Consider the following 17,131-nt stretch of genomic DNA (forward strand, 5'->3'; position numbering starts at 1 on the left):
AAATAAAAAAAAACAATCAAATCCAATCTTGATTTATTTTAAATAACGACAATATGACCCCTGTGCAGAATGTTGAGCGCCCCAAACACGGTACCCTTGCGTATCGATATGTATTGAGCCTGTCGCATACAATCCGAGGCCAAAATTAACCGACTCGCCCTGAGTATCCCAATATCGACATAGATTATCCTGCATCGGATTGATATACCATGGCTGACCATCATATTCAGGCACCCAAACGTCTATAGCACCATTGGTCATGTGTTTACTGGTACGTGCCCCACCAGCACAAGCATTCAAGTCAGGCGAGCGATATACCGAGCGTATTTCAGTCGTAGGCGGTAAGATATTCTGCGACTTAAGCTCATGATACAGCTTGAGAGTCATAACCATATTAGACCACAGCTCACGCGGCGGTAACTGAAATGGCTCATAGCCGCAGCGCTCCCAACTGCGTGCTGTGGTCAGCAGCTGATCCATAGGCGGCATGGCATTCATACCCACATAACCTGCCAAATAACGCTGATATTGTGCGACTTCATTGGCTCTAAACGGCGACACATTAAGCCATTGATTAAAGTCTAAGTTGTTAACAATCATCCCTTGGTTGTTATAATTGCCAGAGCCCGCTTGATTGGCAGGACGAATACGGGTGCGCTGCTCAATACTAAGCTGATCGGTTTGATAGCTCTCATCGGCTTGTCGAATCAAATTACCCAAACGGTCGCTATTATTCTGATTGCTATTTAGCGCTGTTATTCGGCGCTGCTCTTCAATATTGGCTGCCGGTGTTTGAGCCACAGTACTACAGCTCGTAGTTAACACAGCAGTTGCGGCCATCAGCCATAAAGGTAATTTTTTGAGAGATGTCATAAGGCTTGAGTGTTCCATAATACTTTCTATAAAAATGAAGTGTTTTTATTCGAGGTAATCGTTGAGATTATTCATCAGAAATGATTGAGTGGCATCGCTTATCGTTAGCAAAATATTTAAGTACCATTAAACATTAAAATAACATTAAAATAACTATTGAGACTCATTGAGTCAGTAATGAGCGCTCAACATTCATTAATCATTAATAAAGTTAAACAGGTTACTGATACTATCAAATTTACTTGTAGCACGCTAAACTATAGCGCTTTACATATTACGGTACTATTGCGCAACTTTAGACAATTTGCTATCTAACTGTCTGGGGCGCGCTGATTCAAACAACAATGCACAATAGCGAGGGCAACAGTGATAATATAGCTGCTCACCGACCGCCCTTACCTTCCTATGCCAACTCATTAAACATTGCCCTATGTCAAAGCAACAACAATATCGATTCTCTCGGCAAACCCACCACTTTGGCCGTGATGACACCGCCAGTATTTGGGAGCGCCTGCACATTGACCCTTGGTTAATGCTGCTACTATTAACGGTCTGCTTTATTGGTCTGGCTATTTTGTACAGTGCCTCGACGCAAAATGTGTCTATGGTCATGCGTCAGATGGTCAGTTATACCATCGCCATTGTTGTTATGATTAGTATGGCTCAAATTCCGCCCAATATCTATCGCAGCTTCACGCCATTCTTTTATATTATCGGACTGGTTGCACTGGTTCTGGTTGAGATTATCGGTGAAGTACGTATGGGGGCGCAGCGCTGGATTCGTATCCCAGGGTTCGGTAGTGTTCAGCCCTCAGAGTTTATGAAGCTGGGGCTCCCGATGATGGTGGCTTGGTTCTTATCGCGCCGTGAACTACCCCCTAACCTAATGAGTATCGCAGGCTCACTGGCACTGATTATAGTGCCAGTGTTACTAATCGCTAAAGAGCCTGACTTGGGTACTTCATTACTGGTAGCTGCCAGTGGTATCTTCGTTCTGTTTTTGGCCGGCCTACCTTGGTGGCTCATCGGTTCTGCCATTGGCTGTATGATCCCCCTAGCGTGGGCTGGTTGGCAGTTCTTTATGCACGACTACCAAAAACAGCGGGTAATGACTTTAATTAACCCAGAAGCCGATATTCTTGGCGCTGGCTGGAACATTACCCAATCAAAGACTGCTATTGGCGCAGGCGGCTTAACCGGTAAAGGTTACTTAGAAGGCACCCAGTCACATCTGCACTTTCTACCAGAGGGTCATACTGACTTTATTATTGCCGCTTTCTCAGAAGAGTTTGGCTTAATGGGCGTGAGTGTCTTACTGTTTTTGTATGCTTGTATCTTGGCGCGCTCATTGTTTATCGCCGGCGTGCATAAAGACACGTTTGGCCGACTATTAGCTGGTGCGATTGCCATGTCGTTCTTTGTTTACGTCTTCGTTAATATTGGCATGGTTGGCGGTATTCTGCCTGTAGTAGGCGTCCCTCTTCCGCTTATCAGTTACGGCGGCACGGCAGTGATTACTTTGATGGCCGGCTTTGGCTTATTGATGTCAATTTATACCCATAACGTAAAATAGTTAACCAAAATATAGTATTGCTCATCATCAAAAAGAGCGTGTTATTTCTTTAAATCTAATTGAAATAACACGCTCTTTTTTTTGTTCAAAATTCAGCTAAAATTTTACGACAGTGGCTGTCGTCTATCATCTCACCTTGCCGCAATGTAGACCCTTATTTTGCTATCATAGGTTATTAAAATCTTATGGAAAATGGTGTGTATGAGTTCAATAAACTATGAGCGATTACAAGGTAAATTAAATATTCTAGCTGACGCGGCCAAATATGATGTGTCCTGTTCTTCATCGGGCAGCAATCGTAAAAACCAAGGCGGGGGGCTCGGTGATGCCTCCAAAACAGGTATATGCCACAGCTATACAGAAGATGGCCGCTGTGTCAGCTTATTAAAAATCCTATTAACCAATCATTGTATTTATGACTGCGCTTATTGCACTTCCAGACGCAGCAATGATACGCCGCGTGCTGCTTTCTCTGTTGAGGAAGTGGTCGAGCTAACCATGCAATTTTATCGCCGTAACTATATCGAAGGTCTGTTTTTAAGCTCAGGTATCTTTAAAGATGGCGACCATACTATGGAGCGTCTGGTTGAAGTGGCCAAGCTGCTGCGCACACGTGAACGCTTTAATGGTTATATCCATCTTAAAACCATTCCGGGTGCCAGTAAAGAGCTACTATATCAAGCAGGGCTGTATGCCGATCGCCTTAGTGCCAATATCGAAATCCCGACCAAATCAGGCTTGGCTTTATTAGCCCCTGAAAAAGACCACGCACAACTGCAAGCGCCAATGCAGACGGTCAAAGAAGAGATTATCACCATCAAAGAGAGCCGTAAAAAACATAAATCTGCGCCTAAGTTTGCACCTGCTGGCCAAACCAGTCAGATGATTGTTGGCGCCAGTAACGAGACCGATTTACAGGTGATTCAATTATCGAGCCACTTTTATCAAAAATATAACTTAAAGCGGGTCTATTACTCCGGCTATGTGCCGATGTTATCTGATAGTCGTCTGCCTGCGATTGGTACGCCGGTACCTATGGTGCGCGAAAACCGCCTGTATCAGGCCGATTGGTTAATGCGCTTTTATGGCTTTGCGGCTCATGAAATCGTGGAGCCGGATCAGCCGTTCTTAGACTTAGAGTGCGACCCGAAATTGGCTTGGGCCATTCGTCATCGTGAGCATTTTCCGGTCAATATTCAGCACGCGCCTTATGAGTCTATCGTGCGTATTCCAGGTATTGGCGTAAAGACAGCCAAGAAGATTATTAAGGCACGCAAGTTTAACCAGATTACTCTAGAGCATCTAAAGAAGATGGGTGCTGCGGTCAATCGAGCTAAGTTTTTTATTGCCACCACTGGTAAAAATGAGCATTTGTCTCACCTAACCCGAGATAACTTTCGTCAATTTGTTTTGGGTCAGACCCAAACCAAATTCAAAGACCAACGCAGTGGTCAATTGGCGTTATTTTAGGAGCTTGGTATGCATATTACTCAGTACGTCCATTTTTCTAAACACTCTCAATATAGTTGGTCTCAATTATGAGCCAAGCTGAGATTGGGCATAGTCTGCCTACTATCGTGGTGCATGAGCCGAGTTTTGAGGGTTGGCTCAGTGCGGTGTTTTATGTCTATGAGCATAAACTGCATAAACAGCCGTATCTAAATCTTATTGATAGCCATCAAGATACCCCCTCGCTTATTGATACCGCCCGCTATGTACCTGTTGATGAGCACAAAGCTCAGCGGGTGCTCAAAAAGCTCAATGACTTAGTCGGTGGTTCTGGCATACGCCAGATTTTATGGGGTTTTTTATCCGAAAAAGAGAGTGTTTCAAATACGTTATTTCGCGTGGTCAAATACGCGCTTGATTATCCGCACCGTCAAGTTCTACAAGATTTAGGTAATCTAGATGTATTAGAGCTTGCGCAAACCGTCAAATCTGTCGGTCGTGAAAAGCACCGAATGGAAGCTTTTGTGCGTTTTGAGCATACCAAAGAGGATGTGTATTTTGCGCGTGTCGAGCCTGATTTTAATGTGCTACCGCTTATCGGGCCCCATTTTCGTCATCGTTATCAAGATCAACATTGGGCGATTTACGATATTCGCCGTGGCTATGGTATTTTTTATGACAAATCCCTTGCCTCAGGTAAGAAGCCTGCACCGTTGCAAACCATCGTGGATGTCGATGAGCAGGTGATTCGTAATCCTGCCAGTGTGCATAGTGAAAATGAGCAGCGCTATCAAAAGTTCTGGCAAGGTTATTTTGTCAATGTGAATATCAAAGAGCGTAAAAATCCGCGTCTGCATAAGCAGTATCTACCACAGCGCTACTGGAAATACTTAAGCGAAAAACAAATCTTACCTAATGCCGAGCATGTGACTCAGACCCGCTAATTCTTCATTAATCTTTATTATTAATCGTCTAAAATCTCAATAATAACCTCTATCATTACTGATGTCTCTTTGCTATCGCTATCAGCGCCAGTTTAGAACGTGTTATTATGCGTATTTGATTGATGGGCTTGCTTGTTTTTTTAGCTTATTTAACTGACAATGTATGACTTTATTGCGAGCTACTATTAACCGTCAGCTGACGCCTTTATTTATCCTTCTTACTTAAAAGTCTGATTGCCATTATGAAAGTCATGCGCCTGCTCTCCTCCCTAAAGCACGATGAATCCGAGCGTGGTATCTTCCATCTTGGACGGGCGCTGGTCAAGCGCGGTCATACTTCTATTATTATCTCAGCTGCTGATAAAGACAATGAGCTGGTCAAGCGCTTGGAGCGTGATGGCAATATTTACCATCAGTTGGTGATTGAAAAGAAGTCTTGGTTATCCATTCGTCAAATCCTACCGCTGCGCCGACTGATTGAGCAGCATGAGCCCGATATTATCCATATTCACTCGCGCACGCCTGCATGGATTCTGCATTGGGCGCTACGCGGTGTAAAGATTAAGAATAAGCCGAAACTGGTTGCCACCATGTACGGCTTTTATCCAATAAATTTTTACTCGCGTGCTTTGCTTAACGTCGATCGGTTGATTACGGTCTCTGACAGTGTTACTGACTATCTGCTAAAAAGTGTTAAAGATCTTAAATCACCGCCGACTGCCATCACTCGTATTTATCGCGGCGTCGATACCCGCACCTTCCCTTATCGCCATAACCCGTCTGTATACTGGCTTAGACGTACCTTTGCAGAATATCCAGAGCTTGAGCATAAAAAGTGGCTGTTATTTCCGACAGTCATTGGTCAACAGTATGGTCAAGAATGGTTAATTGATATTTTGGGTAACCTGTGTGAAGAGTTCCCAAGTTTGCACGTGATTGTTATGGATGAAGACTCACGCCAAGACGTGATTCATGAAGAGTTTTTGCAGCGTATTAATGCGCTTGATTTGTCAGAGAGATTTACTTTTATTGGCTCTAAGCGCAACGATATGCGAGAGTGGCTTGCGGCAACTAACTTGGTTCTGGCCCTTGCTGATCAGCCTGAATCTATTGGTATTAATGTACTACAGGCCATTCACTTAGGTACGCCTGTGGTTGGCTGGGATAAGGCGGCTTTTAGTGAAATATTAAAACCCCTGTATCCACAAGGCCTAGTTAAAGAGTATAACGCCTATGCACTATGCAAGGTGATTCGCGGTCAATTAGAAAACGCCATGCGCCCGAATATCACGGATAAATTCACCATTCAGCAAACCATTGATGAGACGTTAGAGGTGTACAGCACCTTATATGAATCAGAGCGCATCGAGATTGAAATGGCGCTCGAAACCGCCTATCAACAAAACAATAGCACCAAAAGCTAGGCGACCTAACTCTCCTCAATCGTCTTCCAACTTATTGTGACCTCAGTTCGATACGCCACACAAATCGCAGACATAGAAAAAACCCAAGTCTAGGGCAGAGACTTGGGTTCGGGGCGCGACTTTTTGTTGTAGTTATTATTTCCTTATTAGGCTCATCCTAAGCCTTAACTTGCGTAAATAACTCTCTTTATACTCTACAGGGCAATAGAGTGGTCAAAAGATAATTGTAGATTATCCTAATCTACTTATTTACGCTCGCTAACTCAACACTGCTATCCATGCTCTCCTTGTGTTGATGTGCCCATTGTATGCTTAAACGGGTAACCTGCCTAGCAGCTAAAAGCCCAAATTGGTGTAAGCATTTGCTGACACGGCTGTCCGCTTTTATAGCCGCCATGCTTAGTCTCATATGGCATAAATCTAAGCAGATTATTTCGCATGCCACTAACTAGCATCGGCTAATACTGTTATTGCTATACTGGCGCAACTGTATCGTCGATGGTAGACGCATTATCGGCCTCTTTTCTACGCTTCTCTGACATAATCTCGCCTTCTACCTTACCCTCTTGTATTTTATCCTCAATATCTTGCTTGTCTTGCTCTGACGCCTCTGGTGCATTGTCATGCTGCTCTTCTGTAGCACAAGGCTCGTATTGCAGCGTGGTCATCACTGGGAAGTGGTCTGAGCCTATAGATGGCAAACGTTCAATATCTACTAACGTAAAGCAGGCACTGTGGAAAATATGATCCAGTGCCCAACGTAAGAACGGATAATCGACATGAAAGGTGTTAATAAAAAAGCGGCCAATACGCGGGTCAAGTAACTCAGAGATACGCTGGAACATACGTGTGGTCTTTGACCATGCTACATCATTTAAATCACCTGCCAAAATCGCATTTTGATTGTGCTCTTTGATATGACGTCCCACTATAAGCAGCTCTGCATCACGGGTGGTCGATTTGTCCGCCTCAGTTGGACTTGGCGGCATGGGATGTAAACAATATAGCCAAAATACCTTACCATTTGGCAGACGCAGCTGCGTATGAATCGAGGGAATATCATCAATCAACAGATACTTTACTTGAGGGTCAATCAGCTCAAGCTTAGAATATAAATGCATACCATATAGATTATCCAAAGGTACTTTTACAGTATACGGATAATCTGGCTCTACGACACTTAATGCATTCTCCCACTTCTGATCAGACTCTAGGGTAATCAAGATATCCGGCTGCTTTTGTTGTACCAGATGCACCAATGCTTGCGTATTGTCGTTGGGCGTTAATACGTTAGACACCATCAGTTTAATTTGCACTGGATTTGCCATCGGTATCGCTGATCGAACTTCCTGCTTCCATAGCCGTGTATAAGGCAGCACCATGCGTAATTGAAATGCGATAGCCATCAATAAAGCAGCCACGAGCACCCCATCTAGCGCAGACCAATGCGGCATAAGCAGCATACCAATTAACCCGACCAGACCTAAAAATAGAATCTGAATACGCGGGAAATCAACCACACGCACCCACCAATTATCCAAAGGCAATAACCCCCAGACGCTCACAAAAACTACAATACCTGCTAGCACTTGAGAAACTAAAAATAGAATGTCGAGCATAGTTAAAACCAACTTATTGGATAGGTAAAAAGACAGCCAGTAGACTGATAGGCCGTTGAATGAATAGATAGTGACACTTATTGATACTCAAGACAATTGCTAATCGCTTCACAATAGAATCTGAACAATAAGCCGTGCTAAAAATAAAGGATTCAGCCTACTTTAGCAAATCAAAATGCCTTTTGTTTGATAATTGATGATAAAAAATCGCAGAAGTCATACAACATCTCTTGCATTTTTGTTCATATCAAGGCAATGTAACCGGTTGCGCACCCATTATTTATAGCTTGTCATAGTGCTAGGTTTAGCACTGACTGCGTACTTTATAGTAGATCCTTATCGCTGACAGTGTATTTAAAGTCAGTCATGATAAGCGACTTATATCGTATGTGGTACCACGCATTGCTTCTCAAAAGCAGTAATGGCTATAGATAGTTGACCATAACACAGACAACTAGGTAGGATAATGAATAGCACTTAGTTGGTTCGTCATCGCGTTAAATCAAATAATATTAGTTAATTCAAAGGGGTAATTTCATGAGTCAATTGACAGTAGGTCTTGTTGGATGGCGCGGCATGGTTGGATCTGTGCTAATGCAGCGTATGGTAGAAGAAAATGATTTTGCCGGTATTGAACCTATCTTCTTCTCGACCAGTAACGCAGGTGGCGATGCGCCTACTTATGAAGGTATGCAAAAGACAGACGCCAATGCAACCTTAAAAGATGCTCATGATATTGAGGCGTTAAGCGCTTGTGACGTGATTATTACCTGCCAAGGCGGCAGCTATACCGATAAGGTACATGGCCCATTACGTGACTCAGGCTGGACTGGCTACTGGGTAGATGCAGCAAGTAGCTTACGTATGAAAGATGACAGCGTGATTGTGCTAGACCCTGTAAACCGCTCAGTGATTGACAGTGCGTTATCAAACGGCACCAAAGACTTTATCGGTGGTAACTGTACCGTCTCGCTAATGCTTATGGCGATTGGTGAGCTGTTTAACCGTGGCTGGGTAGATTGGGTATCTGCCATGACTTATCAAGCGGCCAGTGGTTCAGGCGCTAATAATATGCGTGAGCTTATCAACGGTATGGGTATGCTGCATGATGTCGTCGCTGATGAACTTGCTGATCCTGCCAGTGCGATCTTAGCCATCGATAAAAAAATCGCTGAAACCCAGCGCAGCAGTGATTTCCCTACCGAACACTTTGGTGTACCCCTTGCTGGTAGCTTGATTCCTTATATTGACAGCCAGCTTGAAAACCATCAGTCTCGTGAAGAGTGGAAAGGCGGCGTTGAAACCAACAAGATTTTAGGCAATCAAGGCGATAATACTATTCCTATTGATGGTCTGTGTGTACGTGTTGGCTCAATGCGCTGTCATGCTCAAGGCTTAACTATTAAACTTAAAAAAGACATTCCGCTAGATGAGATTGAAGACGCACTAAAAAACAGCGGCAATCAGTGGTTAGACTTTGTTGAAGACGACAAAGAAGAGACCATGAAGCGTCTGACTCCTGTTGCAGTAACGGGCACGTTAACCGTAGCTCTAGGCCGTCTACGTAAGCTTAATATGGGTCCTGAGTATCTTGCAGCCTTTACCGTGGGTGACCAACTACTGTGGGGTGCTGCAGAACCATTACGCCGTATGTTAAACATCATTCGTGAAGGTCAATAAGTTAATCTAACTGAATTAACCTTAACGTACAAAAAGAGCCCAACTGATTAGTTGGGCTCTTTTTATTTACATCATTTTAGTTAGGACTTCTATAATCAAATAAGTCTACAAGGGTTACAAGGCAACCAAGCGTAAGTACTACAAATGTAGACTTAGCGAGGTTAACACTATAACTGTTTAGTAGTTCGCTGACTATATTATTCACAACGAGCATTAAGTTTTATCACTCATTGTAAATAACGCTTCATCCTATTAGCCCAGTCTAATGCGTTGGTTTGTCATCTGGAACATATTCTTCAGACACTTGTTCCATAGGCACGTCAGGATTTCTAATCAGATGGATAATGGCAAAGATTAAGCCACCCCATATAGACGCTATCGCAAAAATCATTAATGCTATCGCGGATGTATTCATCGAGACACTCCTTTTTTACTCTTGATAAAGGTAAGCAGTAATGCACCAATAACAAAGATAGCTACTACGCCCCAACCATAGATGATTTGAGTCATCACAGAATAATCACCGTAGCCTTCTGTTAATAACGATTTCAAGGTCATCACTAACGCACTGATTAAAGATAAAGGCGTGATGATTGACAGCATAAATACCCAAAGCTTGCCTACTTTTAAGCTTGAGATATCATTAATGTGTCTGGTCAACTGCGGGATTAAGCGGCGGTTGAACCAAGTTATCCAGATAATGGATAAGATAGCACCAATGACAATACCGATATTGTTTGCAAAGTTATCGATGATATCAACGAAGGTAATCGCACTTTTTGATGAGAATAAGATAATGGATATCACCGCACTCACGCCGCCAACAATGGTAACTGACTTTTTGCGTGACCAGCCAAACTTATCTTTGAATGCCGCAATAGGCACCTCAAGAATACTCACCATTGAGCTGATACCGGCAAATACTAGCGAACCAAAGAATAAGAAACCAACGATGTCACCTTTGCTGCCCAAGGTTGAGATAAGCTTAGGAAACGCAATAAAGGCAAGACCAATACCACCACCAACAACTTCAGAGATTGGCACGCCAGTTGCTTGAGCCATATAACCCAGTGCAGCGAAGATACCAATACCAGCAAGTAACTCAAATGATGAGTTGGCTAGACCAACCACCAAACCTGAGCCGGTTAGGTTTGCATTGCGCTTAAGATAAGACGCAAAAGTCACCATGATACCGAAACCAATCGATAACGAGAAGAAGATGTGTCCATACGCAGCTAGCCATACTTTTGGACTCTTCATCGCCTCCCAGCTTGGCGTAAAGAAAGCGTTTAAACCATCAACAGCACCTGGTAGACGAGTTGCTTGAATAACCAGCAAAATAAACATAATCATCAATAGCGGAATAAAAATCTTGTTAGCAAGCTCAAGACCTTTTTTAACACCGCCATATAGAATGATTAACGCAATTGCCCACACAATAACCAGTCCGATGAATAGATGCGGTACAATTTCAAATAAAACTCCGTCTGCGTTTTGCAGATAGGTATTAAAGAAGAAATCTTCTGGGTTATCGCCCCACTGCTGCCCAAATGAGAACAGCATAAAGTTGCCAGCCCACGTTAAGACACTGGCGTAATAAATAGCAATAACAGAAGCGACCAGTACCTGCCACCAACCAATAGGCTCAGCTGATTTTACTAAGCGCTTATAAGCTGTTGGCGGTGCACCTTTATATCTTTGGCCTATCACGTAGTCTAGATATAATAATGGTAAACCTGCCGTTAATAATGCGATTAGATACGGAATTAAGAAAGCTCCGCCCCCGTTTTCATAAGCGACATAGGGAAAGCGCCAAATATTACCTAGACCAACAGCAGAACCAACTGCCGCTAGAATGAATCCAGAACGACTGGACCAATTTTCCCTTTTTTCTGATTGTGTCGACACATCAGACTCCTTATACATCAATAGCCTGCATATTAATAATAATTTAACATGCCAAGCAAGGTAGAAAATAATTCAAAATTTTAGATATTAAATGCTTAAAATTAATCGCAAAAAATTAAAACCGTCTTGTCGCGACCTGTTATTTAAGTATTTAAAATAAATGCTGAGATATAACTAACTCCCCGTTCTCACCATATCTCATCATTTTTATCTCTAAGGCGTTGAAAGAAACCTGGGTGTAAGTTTTTAATATGAAATACTTTTTTATTACCGCTACTTCTCAGTTGAGCTTATTTAAACGACTACTTATGTTAACTAAAGTGATGGTGCGGTAATATACGTTTACATCCAATTACAAAGCAAGTCTGTTTCATCTTCATTTAAATGTCAAGCAACACAAAATTAAAAAGACCATAACTATTGGTTATGGTCTTTTTATAGGTGCTTATTTTATTTTATCGGATGATACCACGTTTGCTATTCTCTAAAGAGTCTATGAGCAATTGTATTTTGGGCTCTTGTGGTAAAAAATCTGACTTTAATCGCTCAATCACCTCGACAGTGGTTTTGCCTGACTTAAAGATAAGCTTATACGCATCGCGTAGTGTATTGATGGTTTCTTTCGACCACTGCTTACGGCGCATTCCTTCTATATTTAGCCCATGCGCGCTCGCTGGATTACCAGCCACTAAGGTAAGTGCAGCCACATCTTTTAGAATGACACTGCCGCCGCCAATCAAGCTATAGTCGTCAATATGGCAAAATTGATGCACGCCAGATTGACCGCCAATGATAACACCGTTGCCGATATGTACATGACCGGCCACGCCGACGTTATTCGCTAGAATATTGCCATCACCGACTACACAATCGTGGGCAATGTGGGTATTGACCATAAATAGGTTATTACTGCCAATTTTGGTAATACCATTGTCTTGAATAGTACCTCTATGAAAGCTACAAGCTTCACGAATAGAGTTGTTATCACCAATCTCAAGCCACGTCTCTTCACCGTTATATTTTAAATCTTGGCAATCCTCACCAATACTAGCGAATTGGTAAATTTCGTTATTTTTACCAATACGCGTATTTTTGGTGACAACTACATGACGTAACAGCTTAGTGCCCTCACCAATAGTCACTCTATCGCCCACAATGCAGTATGGTCCAATCACTGCTGTTTCGTGAATCTCTGCTGTACCTGAAATAATGGCGGTAGGGTGGATCTGTGTCATTAAAGCAACCTTTGGTCTGGTAAAGTTGGGTCATACTGTTAGAAAAGATAATAAACGAATCGAAATCAGACTTGCTATTGATAAGCGATTAGAAACCTAGCAAGTCAATGGCCAATCTTGGCGCACAATCATCAGTTGTGCTGATGTTGCAAGCTTATCGCCCACATATGCCTGACAATCAAATTTATAAATATGACGTTTTTGAGTCACTATCTTCGATTTTAATATCAACTGATCGCCTGGCATAACTGGCGCTTTAAAACGTACTTTATCAACGCCAGCAAATAAAAACATATAACCGTCTTTTACAGTCACGCCTTCGGTGATAAATGCCAATACGCCAGATATTTGCGCTAAGGCCTCCACAATTAATACACCTGGCATAATTGGATTTTCTGGGAAATGACCTTGAAAAAACAGCTCATTAATCGAAACGTTTTTGTAGCCCATAATCCAGGAATTTGGGCAACACTCAGTGACTCTATCTACTAACATGAAGGGATATCGATGCGGCAAATACTGCTTTAGCTGCTCAAAGCCCATAGGAAGCGTTACCCCACTTTCTGCCAATGAAGACACATCTTCTGAGCTCATTTGCCAAAAGCCACTTTGTTTTTCTGGCGTGACGGTCGTATCAGCAGTAAGTGTCATGAAAGTTCCTCATAGCAGAGTCAATCAGCATTATATTAAAGAGTTATCGTAGACGATTTATAGATGTCTATAATAGAGTAAGGTTAATCGTCTTCTTTTTTACCCAGCTGTCTTAATTGCACCAAAGCACGGCGCCACTCCATCGCAGGCATCGCCCCTATTCCAGAGGAGTAAACGCCAGGGGTATCGATTGTCTTCGTTGCCATGGTCATACCGGTGAGTACCACGTCATCGGTAACCTCTAAATGACCGGCCACACCAGCACCACCTCCAATCATACAGCGTTTACCAATAATAGAGCTACCGGCAAGGCCGGCATTACCGGCTAAGGCAGAGCCTGCACCTAATCGGGTGTTATGCCCGACTTGCACTAAGTTATCGATAATCACGTTATCACCAATAATCGTGTCTTCAACCGCACCACGATCGATACAAGTCTGACTACCCACACGCACACCATTACCGATAATCACACGGCCAAGCTGCACAATACGTAGCCAACCGTCTGTGGCGGTATCTTTTTTGGATGCAAAGCCAAAGCCTTCAGCCCCAATGCTAGCACCGGCATGCAGGCGCACCTCATTGCCAATCTGACAGTGGTAAGCAATATAAACGTGTGGATAAATCACGCAGTTGGTACCGATAGTAACGTTATCGCCAATATGCACATGCGACTCAAGCTTACTGCCTGCACCAATATGGGTATGCTCACCAACCACACAAAACGGTCCTACTTGTACATTCTCCCCCAGTACCGCTGTTTCTGCAATTTGAGCGGTAGGATGGATGAAAGCACCGTTGCAAGCAGAGGCTGGATTAATAATAGGTTCAAATAAGTGAGTGACTGCGGCATAGGCCAAATACGGAGACGCCACAACAATCGCAATACTACCACTCGGTACCTGCTCGGCATGGTCAGAGGCTACCAAAACGATACCAGCTTTGGTGGTCGGTAACACTTCTACATAGGCTTTACTTGAGAGAAAGCTTAACTGATCGGTCGTGGCTTTATCTAGGCTGCCAATGCCAGTGATTGTCTTCTGCTGCGAGGCCAACTCTTCCTGATTAAGAATAGGCTGATGAGCGGCAATGGCGTCTATGATTTCGGGTAGGCTGATATGCACGGTAGATATAGTCATCTTTGAATACGTATCCTTCAGGTTGGATATAAGTTATGGATAGACAAGACACGATGACAGTCCTTATTGCTTACAATAAGGACTGTCGAGGCTTACCATTTATACAATTATGATGCTATTTGGAAGTGATAAAGCTGCTTAGAATGTACTACCAATCTGGAATTGTACCTCTTCGGTTTTATCGCCGTCTTTATCGTTAATTGGCTTAGCATAACTTAGAGAGATTGGACCGATTGGCGTATACCAAGTCACACCAGCACCCACACTGTAACGTAGGTCATTATCTTTTTTGGTTAATAGCTTCACATTTTCTTCTAAATATTGATTGTATTCAGCGTAGTCACTGTTAAAGCGGAAATCATCTTTGTGTAAGTCTTCAGTATCAAATACCTGACCACCTTCTGCGAAGATAACCGGACGTACCTGGTCTGCCCAGTCGCCTTTAAATGGCATTGGCAAAATCAGCTCAGCACCGAAAGTCGCTAGCGCATTACCACCAACCTCTTCATAGAATTCATCCGCACTATATAGAGTACTACCATTTGCAGCATAGTTAAATACAGTTGAACGTGGACCTAAACTTGAGGACTCATAACCACGGACCGAACCATAACCACCAGCATAGAAATTTTCGTAGAAAGGCAAGTCATTACCATATCCTAGTCTTGCATAACCGCGGGCAACAAAGTCTTTGGCCAGTGGATAGTAGATATTACCTTTATACACAATCTTCTGGAATTCTTGATCACCAAAGCCTAAAGTCGCATTGACGGTATGGCTCATACCTTTGGTTGGAAACACAGGGCGATCAAGGGTACTATAATCCCAACCTAATAGTAGGTTGTAAGTATCATAGTCATTTTTAAACTTAGCACTACCCAGCTTATCAATACCGATCTCATTGCCATCCTTATCAAGGATAGGCGTGGCATAAGCTGTCATCTTACCACCGTCTTTTAATAGGTCCTCAACGTTTGAGACACCCATAAAACGACCACCATTAATTTCAGTATTATCATAATTAAAACCTGCACTAATGCGCTTGGTTTCATCAATAGGATAGCTGTAGTTTAAGGTGGCACCATAAGAGTCAGTAACATAGTTACTAACGTTTCTTCCGTCAAGCTTCGTTTTTCTATAATAGGCGCTTACCCCTTGTGAGACGCCATTTTCTGTGAAATATGGGTCAGTGAAACCTAAGCTATAAGAGTCGCGCGTTTCAGAGCGAGATAAAGCGGCGTTGATACGGTTACCGGTACCCAAAAAGTTACGCTGACTAAAGTCTAACTGGAAGGTCACACCACCACTCTGCGAGTAACCGGCAGCAATCGTTGAGCTACCTGAAGGCTGCTCTTCTACCGTAAAGTTAATATCCACTTGGTCTGGTGTATTTGGCACAGGCTTTACATCAACGTTAACCGTTTTGAAGAAACCAGTGCGCATCAAACGCACACGTGAGCTTTGAATCTTGTCGCTAGAGGCAAGTGCACCCTCTAACTGACGCATCTCACGACGTAACACTTCATCTTCGGTTTTGATATTACCACTAAAGTTAATGCGGCGAACATACACAGGGCGTGCTGGATCGATAAAGTAATCGATATCAACCGTTTTGGTTTCTTCATTAATACGCGGTACAGGGCGTACTTGCGCAAAATAATAGCCGTCATCACCATAATGATTCTGAAGCGCCGAAGTCGTCGCTTCAAGTTTGGCTTGAGAGTATTGTTCACCTTCAGTGAATTTCACTTCTTGGGCAAGTTCAGTCGCATCGTAAGTTGGCCTACCTAAGAAGCTGGTACGACCAAATTTATATTGCTCGCCCTCGGTAATGCTCACTTCAATGAATACTTTATCTTTTTCATCATTGATATTTAAAATCGCATTATCAACATTAAAGTTAACAAAACCTTCGTTTTGATACATCGCTTTTAAGTTTTCTAAGCTAGCAGCTAACTTCTCTTTGGCATAACGGTCTGACTTAGATAATAGACGTTTCCAAGAGGCTTCTTTCACCGCAAACACATCTTTAATATCTTCATCGCTAAAGTAGTTGTTACCGATGATATTGATATCGACAACTTTTGCCGCTTTACCTTCGATAAAACGAACCGTTAATTTAACACGGTTGCCATCAAGCAGTTCTTGGTCAACTTCGATATCACTGTTGTAATAACCTTGACCGATATATTGTTGTTGCAGCTCATTGGCCACGTTTTGTACGGTTGATTGCTTTAATACATCACCAACAGAGACGCCCGCATATTTTAGACCCTCTTTTAGACCCTCATCAGGGATAAGCTTATTACCCTCAAAATTGACTTCGGCGACAATAGGACGCTCAACCACATAATAAGTCACGCGGCCGCCGTCTACCTTGGCTTGAATATTAGCAAAATCACCGGTCGCATAGAGCGCTTCAATACTCTGAGCCAAATCTGCATCTGTCATTACCTCACCAGTACTGGTGGGAATCAAAGGATAAAGGCTCTCTGGGGTCAAACGTTGAAGGCCAACAAACTCGATATCTGTCACTACCGTGTCAGCAGCATTTGCGGATACAGCCATAACTGCTGCTAGTACAGGGGTGGCCACTAGTTGAGCCATTTTAAATAAAGACGTTTGCATACATACAG

Annotated in this window: 13 protein-coding genes; 5 read left to right on the forward strand and 8 right to left on the reverse strand. The window is 43.0% G+C overall.

The features are described from left to right. Positions 1-33: 33 nt before the first annotated feature. The gene (locus AC2SLO_RS09695) at positions 34-873 is read right to left on the reverse strand and encodes a D-Ala-D-Ala carboxypeptidase family metallohydrolase (RefSeq protein WP_486542896.1); all 840 of its coding nucleotides are present in this window, start codon (positions 871-873) and stop codon (positions 34-36) included. Between the two features lie 430 nt (positions 874-1,303). Here AC2SLO_RS09695 and rodA point away from each other — a divergent pair, with 430 nt between their 5' ends. From rodA to AC2SLO_RS09715, 4 genes are all read left to right on the forward strand, one after another. Then, positions 1,304-2,446, forward strand: coding sequence for a rod shape-determining protein RodA (rodA, locus tag AC2SLO_RS09700; RefSeq protein ID WP_486542894.1), 1,143 nt, complete (start codon positions 1,304-1,306; stop codon positions 2,444-2,446). 201 nt (positions 2,447-2,647) lie between these two features. Continuing rightward, the gene (locus AC2SLO_RS09705; RefSeq protein ID WP_486542892.1) at positions 2,648-3,916 is read left to right on the forward strand and encodes a putative DNA modification/repair radical SAM protein; all 1,269 of its coding nucleotides are present in this window, start codon (positions 2,648-2,650) and stop codon (positions 3,914-3,916) included. Between the two features lie 68 nt (positions 3,917-3,984). After that, positions 3,985-4,839 (forward strand): TIGR03915 family putative DNA repair protein, encoded by an 855-nt coding sequence (locus tag AC2SLO_RS09710; RefSeq protein ID WP_486542890.1) that lies wholly within the window; start codon positions 3,985-3,987, stop codon positions 4,837-4,839. Positions 4,840-5,081: 242 nt separating this feature from the next. After that, entirely contained in the window at positions 5,082-6,263 is a 1,182-nt protein-coding gene (locus AC2SLO_RS09715) for a glycosyltransferase family 4 protein (protein WP_486542888.1), read from the forward strand. 473 nt (positions 6,264-6,736) lie between these two features. Here AC2SLO_RS09715 and AC2SLO_RS09720 read toward each other — a convergent pair whose 3' ends face one another. Next, positions 6,737-7,882 carry an endonuclease/exonuclease/phosphatase family protein gene (locus tag AC2SLO_RS09720; RefSeq protein WP_486542886.1) on the reverse strand — a complete coding sequence of 382 codons (1,146 nt, stop codon included), beginning with the start codon at positions 7,880-7,882 and terminating at the stop codon, positions 6,737-6,739. A 537-nt stretch (positions 7,883-8,419) separates the two neighbouring features. Here AC2SLO_RS09720 and asd point away from each other — a divergent pair. Beyond that, complete coding sequence (gene asd / locus AC2SLO_RS09725; RefSeq protein WP_486542884.1) at positions 8,420-9,562, forward strand: aspartate-semialdehyde dehydrogenase; 1,143 nt, start codon at positions 8,420-8,422, stop codon at positions 9,560-9,562. A 262-nt stretch (positions 9,563-9,824) separates the two neighbouring features. Here asd and AC2SLO_RS09730 read toward each other — a convergent pair whose 3' ends face one another. From AC2SLO_RS09730 to bamA, 6 genes are all read right to left on the reverse strand, one after another. Beyond that, positions 9,825-9,977, reverse strand: a complete 153-nt coding sequence (locus tag AC2SLO_RS09730; protein ID WP_486542882.1) for a methionine/alanine import family NSS transporter small subunit — start codon at positions 9,975-9,977, stop codon at positions 9,825-9,827. Next, complete coding sequence (locus AC2SLO_RS09735; protein ID WP_486542880.1) at positions 9,974-11,470, reverse strand: sodium-dependent transporter; 1,497 nt, start codon at positions 11,468-11,470, stop codon at positions 9,974-9,976. The genes AC2SLO_RS09730 and AC2SLO_RS09735 overlap by 4 nt, the downstream gene beginning before the upstream one ends. A gap of 455 nt (positions 11,471-11,925) precedes the next feature. Beyond that, positions 11,926-12,705 (reverse strand): acyl-ACP--UDP-N-acetylglucosamine O-acyltransferase, encoded by a 780-nt coding sequence (lpxA, locus tag AC2SLO_RS09740; RefSeq protein WP_486542878.1) that lies wholly within the window; start codon positions 12,703-12,705, stop codon positions 11,926-11,928. 96 nt (positions 12,706-12,801) lie between these two features. Then, positions 12,802-13,356, reverse strand: coding sequence for a 3-hydroxyacyl-ACP dehydratase FabZ (gene fabZ, locus AC2SLO_RS09745; protein ID WP_486542876.1), 555 nt, complete (start codon positions 13,354-13,356; stop codon positions 12,802-12,804). An 83-nt stretch (positions 13,357-13,439) separates the two neighbouring features. Beyond that, positions 13,440-14,495, reverse strand: a complete 1,056-nt coding sequence (gene lpxD, locus AC2SLO_RS09750; RefSeq protein WP_486542874.1) for a UDP-3-O-(3-hydroxymyristoyl)glucosamine N-acyltransferase — start codon at positions 14,493-14,495, stop codon at positions 13,440-13,442. A gap of 138 nt (positions 14,496-14,633) precedes the next feature. Further along, positions 14,634-17,123: an outer membrane protein assembly factor BamA gene (bamA, locus tag AC2SLO_RS09755; RefSeq protein ID WP_486542872.1), complete on the reverse strand. Its 2,490-nt coding sequence runs from the start codon at positions 17,121-17,123 to the stop codon at positions 14,634-14,636. Positions 17,124-17,131 lie beyond the last annotated feature (8 nt).

Source organism: Psychrobacter sp. CX14 (genome assembly GCF_057396205.2).